Source organism: Pseudomonas azerbaijanoccidentalis (assembly GCF_019145495.1).
Classification (GTDB): Bacteria; Pseudomonadota; Gammaproteobacteria; order Pseudomonadales; family Pseudomonadaceae; genus Aquipseudomonas; species Aquipseudomonas azerbaijanoccidentalis.
This window is the reverse complement of record NZ_JAHSTU010000002.1, coordinates 649,036-667,908: the sequence shown is the minus strand read 5'-3', so window position 1 is coordinate 667,908 and position 18,873 is coordinate 649,036. Positions and strand designations below refer to the sequence as shown.

16 protein-coding genes and 1 pseudogene are annotated in these 18,873 nt (G+C 58.7%); 10 read left to right on the top strand and 7 right to left on the bottom strand.

The window, feature by feature from the left end:
* Positions 1-7 precede the first annotated feature (7 nt).
* Positions 8-268, bottom strand: coding sequence for a bacteriocin immunity protein (locus KVG88_RS09595; protein WP_217871197.1), 261 nt, complete (start codon positions 266-268; stop codon positions 8-10).
* The gene (locus tag KVG88_RS09590) at positions 222-698 is read right to left on the bottom strand and encodes an HNH endonuclease signature motif containing protein (protein ID WP_217871196.1); all 477 of its coding nucleotides are present in this window, start codon (positions 696-698) and stop codon (positions 222-224) included. Before KVG88_RS09590 ends, KVG88_RS09595 begins: the two co-directional genes overlap by 47 nt.
* An 869-nt stretch (positions 699-1,567) precedes the next feature.
* Here KVG88_RS09590 and KVG88_RS09585 point away from each other — a divergent pair.
* The 3 genes from KVG88_RS09585 to KVG88_RS09575 all read left to right on the top strand — a co-directional run bounded on the left by KVG88_RS09585 (position 1,568) and on the right by KVG88_RS09575 (position 7,444).
* Entirely contained in the window at positions 1,568-3,361 is a 1,794-nt protein-coding gene (locus KVG88_RS09585; RefSeq protein WP_150703672.1) for a DUF1302 domain-containing protein, read from the top strand.
* A gap of 23 nt (positions 3,362-3,384) precedes the next feature.
* Positions 3,385-4,755, top strand: coding sequence for a DUF1329 domain-containing protein (locus tag KVG88_RS09580; protein ID WP_217871195.1), 1,371 nt, complete (start codon positions 3,385-3,387; stop codon positions 4,753-4,755).
* 139 nt (positions 4,756-4,894) lie between these two features.
* Positions 4,895-7,444 (top strand): LuxR C-terminal-related transcriptional regulator, encoded by a 2,550-nt coding sequence (locus tag KVG88_RS09575; protein WP_217871194.1) that lies wholly within the window; start codon positions 4,895-4,897, stop codon positions 7,442-7,444.
* 46 nt (positions 7,445-7,490) lie between these two features.
* On the opposite strand, the gene KVG88_RS09570 is transcribed toward KVG88_RS09575, so the two are convergent.
* A complete protein-coding gene (locus KVG88_RS09570) occupies positions 7,491-8,291 on the bottom strand; it encodes an IclR family transcriptional regulator (RefSeq protein WP_150703675.1) in 801 nt (266 codons plus the stop codon).
* A 164-nt stretch (positions 8,292-8,455) separates the two neighbouring features.
* On the opposite strand from KVG88_RS09570, the gene hmgA reads away from it, so the two are divergent.
* Genes hmgA through maiA form a run of 3 tightly spaced genes read left to right on the top strand, consistent with a single transcriptional unit; the run spans position 8,456 to position 11,716 of the window.
* On the top strand, positions 8,456-9,760 hold the full coding sequence (hmgA, locus tag KVG88_RS09565; RefSeq protein ID WP_217871193.1) for a homogentisate 1,2-dioxygenase: 1,305 nt from the start codon (positions 8,456-8,458) through the stop codon (positions 9,758-9,760).
* Positions 9,761-9,763: 3 nt separating this feature from the next.
* Positions 9,764-11,068: a fumarylacetoacetase gene (gene fahA, locus KVG88_RS09560; RefSeq protein WP_217871192.1), complete on the top strand. Its 1,305-nt coding sequence runs from the start codon at positions 9,764-9,766 to the stop codon at positions 11,066-11,068.
* A 12-nt stretch (positions 11,069-11,080) separates the two neighbouring features.
* Positions 11,081-11,716, top strand: a complete 636-nt coding sequence (gene maiA / locus KVG88_RS09555; protein ID WP_217871191.1) for a maleylacetoacetate isomerase — start codon at positions 11,081-11,083, stop codon at positions 11,714-11,716.
* Between the two features lie 88 nt (positions 11,717-11,804).
* Here the strand turns inward: maiA and KVG88_RS09550 are convergent, their stop codons facing one another.
* Positions 11,805-12,608 carry a SirB1 family protein gene (locus KVG88_RS09550; protein ID WP_150703679.1) on the bottom strand — a complete coding sequence of 268 codons (804 nt, stop codon included), beginning with the start codon at positions 12,606-12,608 and terminating at the stop codon, positions 11,805-11,807.
* A 183-nt stretch (positions 12,609-12,791) separates the two neighbouring features.
* Here KVG88_RS09550 and KVG88_RS09545 point away from each other — a divergent pair, with 183 nt between their 5' ends.
* A complete protein-coding gene (locus KVG88_RS09545; protein ID WP_150703680.1) occupies positions 12,792-13,811 on the top strand; it encodes a Glu/Leu/Phe/Val dehydrogenase family protein in 1,020 nt (339 codons plus the stop codon).
* A 244-nt stretch (positions 13,812-14,055) separates the two neighbouring features.
* Here KVG88_RS09545 and KVG88_RS09540 read toward each other — a convergent pair.
* Positions 14,056-14,295 (bottom strand): annotated as a pseudogene (locus KVG88_RS09540) (YebG family protein); the annotation flags it as partial.
* Positions 14,296-14,571: 276 nt separating this feature from the next.
* On the opposite strand from KVG88_RS09540, the gene KVG88_RS09535 reads away from it, so the two are divergent.
* Complete coding sequence (locus KVG88_RS09535) at positions 14,572-15,072, top strand: phosphate-starvation-inducible protein PsiE (RefSeq protein ID WP_150703682.1); 501 nt, start codon at positions 14,572-14,574, stop codon at positions 15,070-15,072.
* On the opposite strand, the gene KVG88_RS09530 is transcribed toward KVG88_RS09535, so the two are convergent.
* Together KVG88_RS09530 and KVG88_RS09525 are read right to left on the bottom strand one after the other, a co-directional pair.
* Positions 15,069-15,386, bottom strand: a complete 318-nt coding sequence (locus KVG88_RS09530; RefSeq protein WP_150703683.1) for a DUF3509 domain-containing protein — start codon at positions 15,384-15,386, stop codon at positions 15,069-15,071. The two genes, KVG88_RS09535 and KVG88_RS09530, sit on opposite strands and share 4 nt — an antisense overlap.
* Before the next feature lie 244 nt (positions 15,387-15,630).
* Positions 15,631-17,007 carry an L-serine ammonia-lyase gene (locus KVG88_RS09525; RefSeq protein ID WP_217871190.1) on the bottom strand — a complete coding sequence of 459 codons (1,377 nt, stop codon included), beginning with the start codon at positions 17,005-17,007 and terminating at the stop codon, positions 15,631-15,633.
* 135 nt (positions 17,008-17,142) lie between these two features.
* On the opposite strand from KVG88_RS09525, the gene KVG88_RS09520 reads away from it, so the two are divergent.
* Together KVG88_RS09520 and KVG88_RS09515 are read left to right on the top strand one after the other, a co-directional pair.
* Positions 17,143-18,090 (top strand): LysR substrate-binding domain-containing protein, encoded by a 948-nt coding sequence (locus tag KVG88_RS09520; protein ID WP_150703685.1) that lies wholly within the window; start codon positions 17,143-17,145, stop codon positions 18,088-18,090.
* A gap of 214 nt (positions 18,091-18,304) precedes the next feature.
* Positions 18,305-18,715, top strand: a complete 411-nt coding sequence (locus KVG88_RS09515; protein WP_034147044.1) for an HPF/RaiA family ribosome-associated protein — start codon at positions 18,305-18,307, stop codon at positions 18,713-18,715.
* Positions 18,716-18,873: the final 158 nt, after the last annotated feature.

Sequence of the window (18,873 nt, the reverse complement as noted above, 5' to 3'; positions counted from 1 at the left end):
CATTATTTTATTTTTCTTCTTTGAAACCTGGTTTTCCGTTGGAAACCCGCCAAGCGGAAACTTTTTTAATGATGGCTTCGGGTGTTGAGTCTTCATCTGAGTCGGCGTAATAGATTAAGTCAGATCCGTCTGGATGCTCCGTCAGCTCTTCAAATAAAAGTACTGCATCTATTTGTTCTTTTTCAGTCGCAAACTTCGATTCACAGATTGTAGTAAGGAATTCAAGGAATTCGCTTTCGACATAGTTGGAGATATTGGAGTTGCTCATATTGTTTTCCTCCTTTGTGTAGCTCGGAGTGTCGTTTTGGAGTGACAACTCGAATGTTGTCGATATCGTAGACCTCACCGCCTTTAGAACTGTGATTCACATGATGCATCTCTAACTTTACTTGACCACCCACTCTATCGTTTTTACGTGAAAAAGGGGCCCTTCCGTGTTTCATTTCCTCGATGTTGTTGGCGCTAAATTGTTTGGATAATTCAGGGGCGTTAGCAGCAGCTGTCCAGAGTGCCTCTCTAAATGATCTATTTGGAAAGTCTCGTCCTCTGAGTTTATCCGCAATTTGATTGGGAATCACCGCACCATTACCTTGCGAGGCTGGTCCCAACCAAATGCCTCTTATGTCGATGTATCCATCTAGTTCCAGATAACCCGGCCTTGATGAGTTGGGAGGTGGTGGTCCAAGTGATTTTTGCATATTCATATCCTTGTGAATTTGCACGCTATTTAAAAGTTGAGTTTTTCTATTGTGTTTTCGTGCTATCAAAAGTTACCGCGAGAATAGTGGCGGTGGATCTGAGGATTGTGTGGTCTTTTGCGTGAAAGTATGAGAGGTGTTTCGCTTGGATGGGAATAAAGTCGAGATTGACCTCTGCGTAAAAAAGGTAATTCTTATGCATTGCAGGAAGTGTCCTGTAGGACCTTTTTTAAACATCAGGTGAAGCAGACCGACGCAAAAAATATCGCCCAAAAAAAGGCCGCTGCAATCGCAGCGGCCAAACAAGACGTTGGATCCAGGAGCTACAAATCAACGTCGGTGTACTCGGGGCGATGAATCGAAACGTTCGACTCCTCTGAAATCTGTCGCAAGCGGCAAGGGCGGGATCACTTGGCGTTGCTTCGTGCTTTGCGCGTGTTTTCCGGAAAGCCCGGCAAGAGTAAGGCTTTGCCGGCAAACGAAAAATACCGATTCCCGACATGCACTGTTACGGGGCGCGCAACAGTCGGACACCTGCTGCGCTTTCTAACTGTAGCAGCTGCCGCAGGCTGCGTTCGGCTGCGTAGCAGTCGTCAAATCATTCGGCTTCGATACTTCTGGAGAATCTGGCAAAGCGACTGCTTCGCAGCCGAACGCAGCCTTCGGCAGCTGCTACAAGGGGGTGTGTTTATCGGTCCATGCGTTCTGCTGATACCCCGCAATCGGACTCATCCATATCTGGCGCAATCCCGCGTGCCACAGCGCCAGTCATCCTTTAGAGGTACATCACGAATACCTCCTTGGTGCGCTTATCTCCCCGGGTGACGGGCAGTAGGGTGAGGCCTTCTGTCACTCACCGGGGAAGACGCATGACAAAAACAACAATGCGCGCCATCTTCACACCGCAGGCACTGGCTGCTGCGGTTGCCATGGGCTGTTGTGTCCAGGCGCAGGCTGTTTCATTCAACATCGGGGAAATCGAAGGCACGTTCGACTCTTCGCTGTCGGTCGGCGCGAGTTGGGGCATGCGCGATGCAGACGATGCCCTGGTGGGCACGGTCAATGGCGGTAGCGGGCAGGCGTCGACCGGTGATGACGGGCGGCTGAATTTCAAGAAGGGCGAAACCTTCTCGAAGATCTTCAAGGGCATTCACGACCTTGAATTGAAGTATGGCGATACCGGCGTGTTCGTTCGCGGCAAGTACTGGTACGACTTTGAGCTCAAGGACGAAGACCGGCCGTTCAAGCCGATCAGCGATCACAATCGCAAAGAGGGTTCCAAGTCATCCGGTGGGCAGATCCTCGATGCCTTCGTTTATCACAACTACTCCATCGCTGATTTACCGGGCACCGTGCGCGCCGGCAAGCAGGTGGTCAGTTGGGGTGAAAGTACCTTCATCGGCAACTCGATCAACAGCATCAACCCGGTCGACGTTTCCGCGTTTCGACGCCCGGGCGCCGAGATCAAGGAAGGGCTGATACCGGTCAATATGCTTTTTGCCTCCCAGGGCCTGACGGACAAGTTGACGGTGGAAGGCTTCTACCAACTGGAGTGGGACCAGACCGTCGTCGACAACTGCGGCACCTTCTTCGGGGTCGACGTGGTGGCGGACGGTTGCAACAAGGGCTACACGGTTGCCAGTCCGGCGATTGCGCCGTTGCAACCGGTTGCCGCAGCGTTTGGCCAAGGCTTCGAGGTGACCAGCGAAGGCGTGGTCGTTCCCCGTGGCGGCGACCGTGACGCCCGCGATTCCGGGCAGTGGGGCACGGCGTTACGCTGGCTCGGCGATGATACCGAGTACGGACTGTACGCCATGAACTACCACAGTCGCACACCGAACGTCGGTACGACCACGGCGGGCCTTGCGACACTGGCGAGCATTCCGCGAATCGTTGCCACGGCCAACGGCATTGCTCCCGGCAGTGGAGCGGGGCTGGCGCAGAGTGTGATGCTTGGTCGCGGTCAGTATTACCTTGAGTACCCGGAAGACATTCGCTTATACGGCGCGAGTTTCGCCACCACGTTGTCCACCGGCACGGCATGGTCCGGCGAGATCAGCTATCGGCCGAATCTGCCGGTGCAGGTCAACACCAACGACCTGACCCTGGCGATGCTCAATCCCATCGCCGGTGGCACGGCATCGCCCATCACCACCTCGCCCGGCGCCGACAACAAAGGCTATCGCCGCAAGGAAGTGACGCAGATCCAGAGCACCCTGACGCACTTCATCGATCAAATCGCCGGTGCCGATCGCCTGACGCTGGTGGGCGAGGCGGCGGTGGTGAGGGTCGGTGGCCTGGAGTCACGCAGCAAGCTGCGTTATGGCCGCGATTCGGTTTACGGGCAGTACGGTTTCGGTGGCGACACTGACGGTTTCGTGACCTCGACCTCATGGGGCTATCGAGCCAGGGCGATCCTCGATTACAACAACGTCATCGCCGGGATCAACTTCAAACCCAACCTGTCGTGGTCCCACGACGTCGCAGGCTATGGCCCCAACGGGTTGTTCAACGAAGGTGCCAAGGCCGTCAGCCTCGGCGTTGATGCGGACTACCGCAACACCTACACCGCAAGCCTCAGTTACACCGATTTCTTCGGCGGTGACTACAACGTGCTCGAAGACCGCGACTTCGTGGCGTTGAGCTTTGGCGTGAACTTCTGATCTGGCTGAAAAGGATGAATTCAATGCGCAAGATGATTCTGCAAATCGGTTCCGCGCTGGCCCTGAGTCTGCTGGCCGTCAACGTGATGGCAGCGGTGTCGGCCGAAGAAGCCAACAAGCTCGGCACCACGCTCACCCCGCTGGGCGGCGAGAAGGCCGGCAATGCCGACGGCTCGATTCCACCGTGGACCGGCGGCATCCCGAAGAATGCCGGGGCGGTGGACAGCAAGGGGTTCCTTGCCGATCCGTTTGCCAATGAAAAGCCGCTGTTCATCATTACCGCGGCAACGGTCGACAAGTACAAGGACAAGCTGTCTGACGGGCAGGTAGCGATGTTCAAGCGCTACCCGGAAACCTACAGGATCCCGGTCTATCCGAGCCACCGCACGGCGGCCCTGCCGCCGGAAGTCAATGAGGCGGCCAAGCGCAGCGCGTTGAACGTCACACCGACCAACGACGGCAACGGCCTGGCCAACTTCACCGGCAATCGCTACTACGCGTTTCCGATTCCGAAGAACGGTGTCGAGGTGATCTGGAACCACATCACCCGTTACCACGGCGGTAATTTGCGTCGCACCATTACCCAGGCGACGCCGCAATCCAACGGCGACTTCACGGTCATTCGATTCAAGGACGAAGTGGCCGTGCCGTCGCTGCTGGGTGACTTGAAACCGGGCAGCGATGAGAACGTACTCAACTATTTCAAACAGGAAGTCACGGCACCGGCGCGGCTGGCGGGTAACGTGCTGCTGGTTCACGAGACGCTCGACCAGGTCCAGGAACCGCGCAAGGCCTGGATCTACAATGCCGGCCAGCGTCGTGTACGGCGCGCACCGCAAGTGGCGTATGACGGCGTGGGTACGTCGTCCGACGGCTTGCGCACCACCGACAACTTCGACATGTTTTCCGGCGCGCCGGATCGCTACGACTGGAAACTGGTCGGCAAGAAGGAAATGTACATCCCGTACAACAGCTACAAGCTCGATTCACCTGATCTGAAATACACCGACGTGATCAAGGCCGGGCACATCAATCAAGACCTCACCCGCTACGAGTTGCACCGGGTCTGGGAAGTGGTGGCCACGGTCAAGCCTAACGAACGGCACGTCTACGCCAAGCGCCATATGTACATCGACGAAGACACCTGGCAGGTGGCGCTGGCTGATCACTACGACGGCCGTGGTCAACTGTGGCGGGTGGCCGAAGGGCATGCGCAGTTCTACTACGATCATCAGGTGCCGGCCTATACCGTCGAAGCACTGTATGACCTGATTGCCGGTCGTTACATTGCCCTCGGAATGAAGAACGAGGAGAAGCGCAGCTTCGAATTCAACATCGCGGCAAAAGCCGGGGACTACACGCCGGCAGCCCTCAGGAGTACGGGTGTTAGGTAATCGTCCTACAGCCTCCTACGCAAAAAGGTGACCTCGCAGTCACCTTTTTTATGGCTGCAAATCAGTGTGCTGAATACTTCTTCAACAAGCGCTCGAGAGGGGGCTAGGGTGGCGCCACAACTATAAAAGGCGCACCACTATGACTGCCATGACGTTGTGTCTGGACCGTCCTGGATTTCTGCCTCGCTTGTCTTCCCATCACTTGGCGCGCGAGCGTTTGGTCGAGCCGTTGCTGGCCTCGACGGCGCGGGTGAAATTGCTCTGTGCACCAGCCGGCAGCGGCAAAAGTGCGCTGCTCACCGAATGCCTGTTGCGGGCGCCGATGGACTGTCGGGTGTGCTGGTTGCCGATGGCGGGTGAGTCCTTGAGCGTCGGCGCTTTTGTGCAGCGCCTGGCGCAAGCGCTGGGGCTGGATTCGACGGATGAGTCTGAGCTGCTGGTGCATCTGACCCGGTTACCGACGCCGACCTGGCTGTTTGTCGACGATTATTGCCGTGTTGCCAATCCCGAGCTCGATCGTTTCCTTGATCGTTTACTGGCTGTCAGAAGCCCCATGTTGAATTGGTGGCTGGCCTCGCGCCGACGTCCACCCTGCAACTGGCCACGGCTGTTACTCGATGATGAGCTGTATGAATGCGAGGCACGCGCGCTGGCGTTTACCGAAGGCGAAGTCCGGCATTTTCTCAGTCATGTCGAGCCGGTACAGGCGACGAACACAGCTCGCCGAATTATCCAGCGCAGCGATGGCTGGTGTGCCGGTGTGCGCATCGCTTTGCTGGGCGGTTGCCAGTGGGCAGCCGAGCAGAACAAACAGGAGCGCTCGGCGACGCTGCTCGACTATTTGCACCACGAGTTGTTCAGCACGCTGGCGCCCGAGCTGATTGAAGCGTGGCAGGTACTGGCGCATTTGCCGCGATTCAACGCCAGTCTCTGTGAACATTTGTTCGGTGCCGGCGAAGGTGCGCAGTGGTTGCATGCCCTGCAGGACATGGGCTGTTTCATCGAGCCGTGGGAGGACTCCACTGAATGGCTGCGGGTTTTTGTACCTCTGGCCCGGGCCATGGGCGATGAGCGAAGTTCAGCGGGGCGTGCCTGGCACCGGCGGGCGTGCCAGTGGTTTTGCGCCGAGGAGGACTGGCAGGGTGCGTTCGAACAAGCGCTGCTGGCCGAAGAGTTCGAGGTCGCGGTCAGTTTGTTGCAGCACTTCAGCCTGGAGCATTTGTTCCGTCGGGAAAATGTGCGTTTGTTGTTGAATCTACATGAGCGACAAGGCGAAGGGTTGACTCTCGGTTCGCCGCAGTTGGTGGGGCTGATCACCGCGGCATTGCTGTTCGCCGGGCGCTTCGACCAGGCTGCCGAATGCATTGGGCAACTGGTGCGCTTTGCTCCGCAGCCGACCGCCACGCTACAACGGCAATTGCTGGCACGCTGGCAGGCGCAACAAGGCTGGCTTCTGCATTTGCTGGGCCGCATGGATGCGGCGCGTGAGCACTTTCTCGACGCGTTGGCAGCGTTGGCCCCAGAGGCCTGGTCTGCTCGGCTGTTGTGCCTGTCGGGGTTGACCCAACAAGCCCTGCTCACCGCCGAACTCGATGCGGCACAGGCCTTCAATCGTGAAGCGTTGTGCCTGGCGCGTGCGCAAGGTTCGCTGCTGTTTGAAGGCCTGCTTGAACTCGATCATGCACAATTGTTGGAGCAGCGCGGTGCACCCCGACGCGCCGAGAGCCTGTTGGCCGATATCCACGACATGTTGAGCCGCCAGGCTGATCGCCCGACGTCGTTACTGGGAAGAATTGCCTTGCAGCGTGGGCGGCTGGCGCTTTGTCAGGGGCAGGACGAAGAGGCTGGCGAATTCTTCCAGTCCGGTTTGCAGGACTGTCTGCACAGTCAGGACAAGCGAGCGTTGTATGGGTTTCTCGGTCAGGCGCAACTGGCCGCCAATCAGCGCGATTACGCCCACGCCTTCGATCGTCTGCGCGAGGCCGAGCGATTGATGCAACAGCGGCAGATTCCCGATACGGTTTATCGGGGTGTGTTGCTGCAAATCAGCAGTCATTTCTGGTTGCAGCAGGGGCGGCCGCAATTGGCCTGCGAAGCGTTGACCCGCGTGCTGCGCCACTACCGCGGGCCGCATTCACGTCAGGCACCTCCGGCTACCGTGATGCTGATTGTCCGTGTCGAGTACTTACTGGTGCTTGCCCAAACCCGCTTGCAGGAGGCGCAACAGCCACTGGAGCGGCTCAACACCTTGCTCGATCACGCTCAGCAACACGCGATGCTGGCGCTGGAAACAGAGTTGCAGTTGGCTATCTGCGAAGTGGCGGACCTCATCGGTGAGACCGAGTTGGCGAAGTCGGCATTGCGGGCGGGTCTGGAGCTGGTGGGGCGTGCACAGCAGCAACAGGCTTTGCACGAACTGCGGTTGCGTCAGCCGACATTGCTCAGCCGTTACGGCGTGGATGATGAGTCTGCGACGACTATCGACGCCAGTCCCCTCAGCGGTCGTGAACTCGAAGTGCTGGGCCTGATTGCCCAAGGCAACTCCAATCAGCAAATTGCCGAGCAGTTGTTTATCTCACTGCATACTGTGAAAACCCATGCACGGCGAATTCATAGCAAGCTAGGCGTAGAACGTCGCACTCAAGCAGTAGCCATTGCGAAAAAGCTGGGACTCATTTCCCGGGAGTAATGAATCTAATCACCCCTACGGGTGCGGGTGCAGGCACAACTGTTTTTCAAGCAGTGGGTATCTCGGGCTCATAACCCATTCGCCAACTGACGGCACGGCTTGCGGATAACAAGCGCTGCGCCGCCGGGCCATTTTCGTCGGCATGAAACAACGACGTCGGGCCGACCACGGTCAACACGGCCACGACATTGCCCATCGCGTTCAATACCGGTGCCGACAAGGCATCCACGCCGGGCATCAACAAGCCATGCACATGATGCAGACCGCGCGCGCGGATCTGCTCGCACATCAAGGCATAAGCCCGATCGTCTGCCAGCGCGTGATTGGCCTGCTCCTGTAACTCGCGGTCACGCAGTTCCACGGTTTCGCGCTTGGGCAGGTAGGCGCCAAAAACCAGGCCAGTCGAAGAGCTAAGCAGTGGCAACACTGAACCCAACTGCGTCACCACCGTGACTGCCCGCACCGCGGGTTCGATGCGCACCACGGTCGCACCTTGATTACCCCACACCGCCAAAAAGCAGGTTTCGTTCAAGTCATCGCGCAACTCGGCCAATGGCAGGGCGGCGACATTCAGCACGTCCATACTGTTGAGTGCCGCCAGGCCAACGCGCAAGGCCTCACGGCCCAGGCCGTAGTGGTTGGTGGCGGCATTCTGTTCGGCAAAACCACTGGCGATCAGCGCCTGCAAATAGCGGTGCACCTTGCTTGCGGGCATTTGCACGTGTTCGGCCAGGCGCGAGAGTGAGGTCGAGGGGGACAGTTCGGCCAGCGCCTTGAGGATGTCGGTCCCCACCTCGGCGGAGCGGACTTTCTGTTTACCGTTACTGTCGCTGGTGGGCTTTTCCATGGTGGCGCTGGGATCCGGGGATGAATGGGCGTCTTTATAGCTTGACGGTCAATACCAATCAAATTACGTTATGCGTAATTGAATTACGATAAAAATAACCCCGACGTGCCACGAGCGCTTCAACAGAGCAAATGAGCACCGTCGACTCCCGTTCAGGAGGTTCCATGAACCCCGATTCAACCGCCCCGGCGTTGGCTTATCAGTCAGGCTTCGGTAACGAATTCAGCAGCGAAGCGCTACCCGGTGCATTACCGGTCGGCCAGAACGCCCCGCAAAAAGCTCCTTACGGTCTCTATACCGAGCTGTTCTCCGGCACCGCATTCACCATGGCCCGCAGCGAAGCGCGGCGTACCTGGATGTACCGCATTCAGCCATCGGCCAATCACCCGGCATTCGTCAAACTTGATCGGCAACTCGCCGGTGGACCGTTGGGTGAAGTGACGCCCAATCGCCTGCGCTGGAATCCGCTGGACATCCCCGCTGAACCGACCGATTTCATTGACGGGCTGGTGAGCATGGCGGCGAACGCCGCTGCGGAAAAACCGGCCGGGATCAGCATCTACAGCTACCGCGCCAACCGCTCCATGGAGCGCGTGTTGTTCAATGCCGACGGTGAAATGCTATTGGTGCCGCAGCTGGGGCGTCTGCGTATTGCCACTGAACTCGGCGTGCTGGAAGTGGCGCCGTTGGAAATTGCCGTGCTGCCACGGGGTTTGAAATTCCGCGTCGAGCTGCTCGATCCGCAGGCCCGCGGCTACATCGCCGAAAACCACGGTGCGCCATTGCGTCTGCCGGACTTGGGGCCAATCGGCAGTAATGGCCTGGCCAACCCGCGAGATTTTCTGACCCCGGTGGCCGCCTACGAAAACCTGCAACAACCGACCACGCTGGTGCAGAAGTTCCTCGGTCAGTTGTGGGCGTGCGAACTCAATCATTCGCCGCTGAACGTCGTGGCCTGGCATGGCAACAACGTGCCGTACAAATATGACCTGCGCCGTTTCAACACCATCGGCACGGTCAGCTTCGATCACCCGGACCCGTCGATCTTCACCGTGTTGACCTCGCCGACCAGTGTCCATGGCCTGGCCAACCTCGATTTCGTGATCTTCCCGCCCCGCTGGATGGTCGCCGAAAACACCTTCCGTCCACCGTGGTTCCACCGCAACCTGATGAATGAGTTCATGGGGCTGATCCAGGGCGAATACGACGCCAAGGCCGAGGGCTTTGTGCCCGGTGGCGCGTCGTTGCACAGCTGCATGAGCGCCCACGGACCGGATGGTGAAACCTGCACCAAAGCGATCAATGCCGATCTCAAACCAGTGAAAATCGATAACACCATGGCCTTCATGTTCGAGACCAGCCAAGTGCTGCGCCCGAGCCATTTCGCCCTCGATTGCCCGCAGCTGCAATCCACTTACGACGCTTGCTGGGCTACGTTGCCCGCCACTTTCGACCCAACCCGGAGATAACCCATGACGCAGACTTCCATTACTCGCAGCTGGGTTGCTTCCGCCAACGGTCATGCTGATTTCCCTCTGCAGAACCTGCCGCTGGGCGTGTTCAGCGTCAGCGGCTCAGCGCCTCGCAGCGGCGTGGCCATCGGTGAACATATTTTCGATCTGGAGGCTGCGCTGGATGCGGGCTTGTTCGACGGCGCCGCGAAAACGGCGGTCGAAGCCACCCGTGGCGGTCAACTGAACGCGTTCTTCGAACTGGGCAGCGCTGCGCGCGTGGCCCTGCGTGAGCGCTTGCTGGAGCTGCTGAGCGAAGGCAGCACGCTGCACGGCAAGATCGAAGCCCAAGGCGCAAAACTGCTGCCACTGGCGGCGGATTGCGAGATGCACCTGCCGGCGAAAATCAACGACTACACCGACTTCTACGTCGGCATCGAGCACGCGCAAAACGTCGGCAAGCTGTTTCGTCCCGACAACCCATTGCTGCCGAACTACAAGTACGTGCCGATTGGTTATCACGGCCGCGCTTCGACCATTCGCCCATCCGGTACCGATGTCCGCCGCCCGAAAGGCCAAACCCTGCCGGCCGGCCAGACCGAGCCAACCTTCGGCCCCTGCGCCCGTCTGGACTACGAACTGGAGCTGGGCATCTGGATCGGCCAGGGCAACGAAATGGGCGACTCGATCGCCATTGGTGACGCGGCCAATCACATCGCCGGCTTCTGCCTGCTCAATGACTGGTCGGCGCGGGACATCCAGGCTTGGGAATACCAGCCGTTGGGACCGTTCCTGTCGAAGAGTTTCATCACCAGTATTTCGCCATGGGTCGTGACCGCCGAAGCCCTGGCACCTTTCCGTCGCGCCCAGCCTGCGCGCCCCGAAGGTGATCCGCAGCCGCTGCCGTACCTGTTCGACACGCGCGATCAGGCCGCTGGCGGTTTCGACATCGAACTGGAAGTGCTGTTGCTCACCGAAGCCATGCGCGAGCAAAACCTGCCGGCCCATCGACTGACCCTGAGCAATTCGAAACACATGTACTGGACCGTGGCGCAAATGGTCGCGCATCACAGCGTCAACGGTTGCCAGTTGCAGGCCGGTGATTTGTTCGGTTCAGGCACTTTGTCGGGACCGGAGAGCGGTCAATTCGGCAGCTTGCTGGAAATCACCGAGGGCGGCAAAAAACCGATCGAACTGGCCTCGGGCGAGGTGCGCAAGTTCCTCGAAGACGGCGACGAAATCATCCTGCGTGGCCGTTGCAGCCGCGAAGGTTTTGCTTCTATCGGCTTCGGCGAATGCCGTGGCAAAGTGTTGGCGGCGCGCTAAGAGGAACGGGGCATGGAACTCTATACCTACTACCGTTCGACTTCGTCTTACCGCGTGCGCATCGCCCTGGCATTGAAGGGCCTGGACTACCAGGCACTACCGGTCAATCTGATCGCGCCAACCGGTGGCGAGCATCGCCAGCCGCCGTATCTGGCCATCAACCCGCAAGGTCGCGTGCCGGCCTTGCGCACCGATGAGGGCGAATTGCTGATTCAGTCCCCGGCAATCATCGAGTACCTGGATGAACGTTATCCACAGGTGCCGTTGCTGTCCAAAGACCTCGCCGCGCGTGCCCATGAGCGTGGCGTAGCCGCGGTGATCGGCTGCGATGTGCATCCGCTGCACAACGTCAGCGTGCTCAACCAGCTACGGCAGTTGGGCCACGATGAGCCACAGGTGGTCGAGTGGATCGGGCACTGGATCGGCCAAGGGTTGGCGACGGTGGAACAGTTGATCGGTGATACGGATTACTGCTTTGGTCCGCAGCCGGGGCTGGCAGATGTGTATCTGATTCCACAGTTGTATGCCGCTGAGCGTTTCAACATTTCGCTTGAGGCTTATCCGCGGATTCGCCGAGTAGCAGCGTTGGCGGCAGCGCATCCGGCGTTCATCAAGGCGCATCCGGCGAATCAGCCGGACACTCCTTAAATCAGAAACAAGATCAAAAGATCGCAGCCTTCGGCAGCTCCTACACTAATTCAATGTGGGAGCTGTCGAAGGCTGCGATCTTTTGCTTTTAATGGACGACCGAATTGGGCGGTAAATGCCCCAAACGCTCCGTAAGCCTGATCCGCTGGATCGGGTCATCACTGAGCAGCAACGCATGCTCCAGATCGAAACGCTCGGCGTTGGGGCAGTCCAGCCGTTGATAAAGACTGGCGCGGGCCAGGTAGTCAGCGGCACTGGCGTTACCCAGTTCCAGCACGCGTTCGGCATCGATCAGGGCACCGATAAAATCGTCGTGGGAAAGGTGCAACTGGCGCAGGTTGCGCGACAGGCGTTGCAGCATGTGCACGGGGTCGGCCGTTACCAGGTGATCGGCACTGAGCTTCATGTTCGGGCCGTATTGGCGTTGCAGCAGTTCCCGGCAATCGTTGGGATAAAGTCGGCGGCCGCCGCAGGGATCGAGCAAGTGATCGGCACCGGGTACACGCAGCAGGAAATGCCCGGGGAAATTCACCCCGACCAGCGGGATTTCCAGGCCCCTGGCCAGTTCCAGTGCAATCAACCCCAAGGCCAGCGGTTGCCCGCGTCGGCGCTCCAGCACTTTATCGATCAACGCCGCGTGCGGGCGTAAGGGCGTGGCATCGTCCTGAGCAAAACCCAGGTCATTCATGCGCCGCAGCAACGGCTGCGCCAGTTCGCTCACCGGCAGCATCGGCAAGTTGCCACTGACCCGTTGTTGCAGTTCTCGCACATTTGCCAGCACGGCCTCGGGATTAACCTCGCTGTCATGTTCGGCGCAGATCCACAACGCCGCCTCGAACAGGGCAGGCGGTGAACGTTGCAGGCAAGCGAAAAACGATTGGCGCGGCGTCATTGAAATCTCCGGGCAATGCCTCGTTTTAGCCCCGTCTCCCGCATTCGTCCAGTGCCTTACATAGCTGGCAACAGGTTATTTCCGAAAGACTGTACGGCGGCCTCGCTTATTCCGGTGCGCTTCTGCAATTTTTGAGCGCAAGCCTATACTGGCGACTACAAGAAGTGATTCGGGAGCCTTACGATGTTCGCTCTCATGCAAAGCACTCGCCTTGAATCGCTGCATCTGAGCGTCGACCCGGTCACCGGGTTGAAGGCGGTCATTGCCATTCATAACAGCCGACTGGGGCCTGCCCTGGGCGGTTGTCGTTACCTTGCCTACCCCAGCGACGAATCCGCGGTCGAGGATGCCATACGCCTTGCTCAAGGCATGAGTTACAAGGCTGCACTGGCCGGCCTGGCCCAGGGCGGTGGCGTGGCAGTGATTGTCCGGCCTGCGCATGTTGCCAACCGTGGAGCGCTGTTCGAAGCGTTCGGGCGCTGTATCGATCAGCTCGACGGGCGCTACATCACCGCGATCGACAGCGGCACATCGGTGGCGGACATGGATTGCATCGCGCAACAAACCCAGCACGTCACCAGCACCACCTCGGCAGGCGACCCTGCGCCGCATGCGGCGATGGGCGTTTTCACCGGCATACGCGCCACCGCCATGGCTCGTCTGGGAAGCGATAACCTCGAAGGCTTGCGCGTGGCCATCCAGGGCCTGGGCAATGTCGGATTTGCCCTCGCCGAACAACTGCATGCCGCCGGTGCCGAACTATTGGTCAGTGACATCGATCATGGCAAAGTGCAGTTGGCCATGGAGCAACTGGGTGCGCATCCCATTGCCAACGATGCATTGCTGAGTACGCCTTGCGACATTCTCGCGCCGTGCGGCCTGGGCGGGGTGCTCAACAGTCACAGCGTGACGCAATTGCGCTGCTCGGCGGTGGCCGGCTCGGCGAACAACCAACTGACTCACCTGGACGTCGCCGATCAACTGGAGCGACGCGGCATCCTCTATGCGCCGGATTACGTGATCAATGCCGGTGGCCTGATCTACGTTTCGCTCAAGCACCGGGGTGAAGAGCTGCCGACCATCACCGCGCATTTGTCGAAGATCAGTTCACGGCTGACCGAAGTCTTTGCCCATGCTCAGGCGGAAAAACGTTCGCCGGCGCGTGTGGCGGACGAATTGGCTGAGAAAGTGTTGTATCGATAGAAGGTGAATAGATCGCAGCCTTCGGCAGCTCCTACAGGATGTATGCAATCCCAAGTAGGAGCTACCGAAGGCAGCGATCTTTTGATTCTGAAAATGAAAAAGGCCCTGAGCCATTCGACTCAGGGCCTATTCAATTCGGTTGTCACTTTGCAGCTTTCGGTGCCTTGGCCGGTTTGGCCGGTGCCGCGGGTTCTTCGGCTTCAACCGCTTCCACTGTTTGCGCGACTTCAGCCGGCGCGGTCAGCAATTCGGACAGGGCGTCCGGCTGGCTCTTGAATGCCTTGGCGAACACATCGCGATTCTTCGCCATGTAGATCCCGGCTTCTTCCACTTGCTGCTCGGTCAGGGACGGAACGGCTTTTTGCAACACTTCAGCCAGCAACTCGGCCAGTTCGAGCATTTTGTCATGACGGTCAGCTTCGGCTTTATCCATGAACAAGCGCTCCAGATCTCGGCTGCTGCGGTATACCACTTCGACGGCCATTCACCACCTCACATGCCTTCACATTGGTTGTCGGTTTCGACTACTGTATCTATATACAGCGAAAAGGATAAGCGAATCCCTTTGCTTTGGGTAGTGGCTTTTTAATGTAGTCCGGATTCAGGGTTTGTCAGGTCCTGGTCGCCAGAGGTGCGACCAAACGCCACGGCGCGTGATTGAGGGCTGATCGCCATCATGGAGTGGCCTTTTTTCTGCATGCAGAAAACCGTCACGTCCAACCCGCATTATCCGGTCGAGCCGACCTAAGGAAGCATCATCGTGAAAATCAACTGGGCCGAAAAGCTGCGGCAAAACGTGCATGAACTGGCCGAGTCCCTGGGCAACCTGTTCGTCGAAACCTTTCACTACCTGGCGCTGTTCGCCATCGGTGCGGTGACCGCGTGGGCGGCGGTGATGGAATTTCTCGGGATGCTCGAACAGGGGCATATCAAGATCGATGACATCCTGCTGCTGTTCATCTACCTGGAACTGGGGGCGATGGTCGGGATTTACTTCAAGACCAACCACATGCCTGTGCGCTTCCTGATCTACGTGGCGATCACCGCGCTGACCCGTCTGCTGATTTCCAACGTGTCGCACCACAATCCGCCCGACCTGGGAATCATCTACCTGTGCGGCGGGATTCTGCTGCTGGCGTTTGCGATTCTGGTGGTGCGTTATGCTTCGTCGCAGTTCCCATCGGTGAAGATAGAAAACCCGCACCGTAAGACCGGTGCGGGTTCCAGTGAACATCCGGAAGTGGAGAAGGGCGAGCTTTAAAGCCCCATGGCAGGGCGATGTCGTCCTTTGGCGGGTGGCGGCGGCAAGGTGCGCGCGCCGCCATCGGTCATGGATTCAAGGATGGCCACGGCGCTGTGGCCCTGTTCGATGGCTATGCCGAACTGAATGCTCTGCACCAGCCGTTTAAGGCGTTCGGGGTCATTGCGCTGTTCGGTGCTGATCATGCGTTTGGCAACGACCCGACCGCTGTTGGAGAGAGTCAGCATGATGCTGCCGTCCAGACCCTGAATGCTCAGGTTGATCTGATAATCCGCTGCAAAGGCATCGGTAATGAGCTGAAAAGGGTTGTCCATGATGCGTCACCGCCTGATTGAACGTGCAGTTGTTGACCGGCCGTGATCGGGTTGGTTCGCAACGCCGGACCACCGGCATTTCACGGCCATATCGCCATCATTGTTCCAACAGGGGTGTAGCAAGGTGCATGCCGACTAAATTGTCGGACAATGATCACGGGCAAAAAGAAGGCGGGCACCACGGCCCGCCTTCTGTTTACCTGCCCGTTTCAGGGCAGTAAACCCCAACGTGCCTCCAAAACGATCAGCACTCCACCCAGTTCACCGCCAGACCGCCGCGGGAAGTTTCCTTGTACTTGTCGTGCATGTCGGCGCCTGTGTCGCGCATGGTGCGGATCACCCGATCCAGCGAGATGAAGTGTTTGCCATCGCCGCGCAGGGCCATCTGTGTAGCGTTGATCGCTTTCACCGCGGCGATTGCATTGCGCTCGATGCATGGCACTTGCACCAGCCCGCCCACCGGGTCGCAGGTTAGGCCGAGGTTGTGTTCCAGGCCGATTTCCGCGGCATTTTCCAACTGCTCCGGGGTCGCGCCCAGCACCTCTGCCAAACCGGCGGCGGCCATGGCACAAGCCGAACCGACTTCACCCTGACAGCCGACTTCAGCGCCGGAGATCGAGGCGTTTTTCTTGCACAGAATGCCGACGGCTGCGGCGCCCAGGAAGAACGCGACAACGTCATCGTCAGACGCGTCCGGATTGAATTTCATGTAGTAGTGCAAAACTGCTGGAATGATCCCCGCGGCGCCGTTGGTCGGCGCGGTTACCATGCGCCCGCCGGCGGCGTTTTCTTCGTTCACGGCGAGGGCGAACAGGTTGACCCATTCCATCGCCGAGAGGGTCGAGGTGATAACGTTCGGCTTGCCGATTTCCAACAGGCTGCGGTGCAGTTTTGCCGCACGACGCGGCACATTCAGACCACCGGGCAGGATGCCTTCGTGTTGCAAGCCTTGCTCGACGCACTCGCGCATCACCGACCAGATGTGCAGCAGGCCCTGACGGATCTCGGCGTCACTGCGCCAGGCCCGTTCGTTGGCCATCATCAATTCGGAAATCCGCAGACCGTGTTGGTTGCAGAGCTGGAGCAATTCCACAGCGCTGGAAAAATCGTACGGCAACACCACGTCGCTGGCCGGTGCAACGCCGGATTCGGCTTCTGCCGCTTCGATGATGAAACCACCGCCAACCGAATAATACGTCTGCTCGAACAGCTCGCCGGTTTCGCCGAAGGCTGTCAGGGACATGGCGTTGGGGTGGTAAGGCAGGCTCTCGTCGAGCAGCAGGAGGTCGCGTTTCCAGTCGAATGCAATCGTGACCTGGCCCGCCAGGGAAAGCTCAGCGGTTTCGCGCAGGGTGTGGATGCGGCTGTCGATGGTGGTGGGGTCGATGCTGTCCGGCCATTCGCCCATCAGGCCCATGACGCAGGCGCGGTCGGTGGCGTGACCAACGCCGGTGGCTGACAGGGAGCCATAGAGGCGGATCTCTACCCGTCGCACATCGCGCAGCAAAGACTGATCGATCAACGCTTGGACAAAGGTCGCCGCCGCGCGCATCGGACCAACGGTATGGGAGCTGGATGGGCCGATCCCGACTTTGAAGAGATCAAAAACACTGATAGCCATGCTAAAGCCTATTCCTGCAATGGAAGATGAATCGCTGCCATTTTTGTAGGACAAGCGCACTTTCAGCGATACTGCCTGCCACGGTCCTACGTGACCAACGAAACTTCCTAAGACAGCCTTTAGCAGGACTAAACGATGAGCCGTCAATTGCACGCCCAGACCTACGTGTGGCTGCAGGTGTTTTCCTGTGCCGCCCGGCACTTGTCGTTCACCCGCTGCGCCGAAGAACTGCACATCACGCCGGGGGCGGTGAGCCAGCAGATTCGTCAGTTGGAAGAACGCTTGGGGTTTCGTCTGTTTCATCGACGTGCTCGCGGCGTGGAGTTGAGTGCCGAAGGCCAGCGACTGGCCATTACGGTCAACGAGGCCTACGGCAGCATTGATGCCGAATTGCGCCGCCTGGATGCCGGCATGATCAGCGGAACCCTGCGGGTGCGTTCGATTCCGTCTTTCCTCAGCAAGTGGCTGACCCCGCGCTTGCCTCGGTTGCAGCAGCGCTTTCCAGACATTCAACTGCGCCTGGTGGCCGAGGACAGCAGCGTGCCGCTTCACGAGGGCGATTTCGACCTGGCCATCGACCTGAACGACGGCAGTTATCCCGGCTTGTTATCCACAGCCTTGCTCGATGAGCAGATTTTTCCGGTGTGCGCGCCGAGCCTGTTGCGTGGTCGGCCTCCGCTGCATGGTCCGGCGGACCTGATGCATTTTCCGTTACTACACGACATCACGGCCTGGCGTGGTAGCTACGAGTACGCGGAATGGGAGTTCTATCTCAACGCCATCGGCTTCGAAGGCGCGGATGTACGGCGAGGGCACACGTTCAATCGCAATCACCTGACCATCGAAGCGGCCATCGCCGGTATGGGGGTAGCGATTGCCCGGCGAACGTTGCTCAACGATGAGTTGGAGCGCGGGGCGTTGATCGTGCCGTTTGGGCTGACGGTGCCCAATCACAAACGCTACATGGTGCTCTATGCGCCGGGTGCGCTGAGTCATCCGGGCGTGCGTGCGGTACATGACTGGCTGGTGGAAGAGGCGGGGATTTTTCGTGGCTTGCATCCGCTGGGGGAGCGGCAAATGTGAGCAATTATTACGTGAGGGCAGGGCGACTCAACTCCCGACCTTAACAGCGCTTTTGCCGGTTGTCCGGCTTTTTTTGCGATTAGAAATTTATCTTTTTTTAGGGGTTGAATTGTTCATCGTACAGACCGATTGTGTAAGTAAGAGGTCACGGTGATGACGCCCAAGGGCTTAGCTGACCGGCCTCTCGCGAGCTAGCTGAAATAAGGGATGAACTATGCAAATCCAAGTCAATAGCGATAACCATATTCAAAGCAGCATCCGACTGGAGGAGTGGGTACGTACTACCATTGAGAGCACGCTCGAACGATACGAAGAGGACCTGACACGCGTCGAGGTCCACCTGCGGGACGAGAACGGCGACAAGCCCGGACCGCACGATTTGCGCTGCCAGTTGGAAGCGAGGCCAAAAGGCCACCAACCGATTTCTGTCACCCATAAAGCCGCCAGCCTGGAACTGGCGATCGACGGGGCCGCTGAGAAACTCGAACACGCGCTGGAACATCTGTTCGGCAAATTGCGAGGCAAACCACGCGCTGCCGTGGTGCCGTTCGAGCGCAGGGCTCACGCCGACGTGCTGCTGGAAGAAGAGTTTCTTGAAAACGAACAGGCTGCGCAAAATGGCTGAAGCCTGATTCAATTTTTACCTGCCACTGATACGGGCCTGCATTGCAGGCCCGTTTTGTTTTCAGGGCTCACCTATCAAGTGGCCATTGCTTGACTTCTTTTGCGTATAAGAATCTTTATCATTAGTATTGCGCCTTGCCGGGCTTCGTGACATTCACG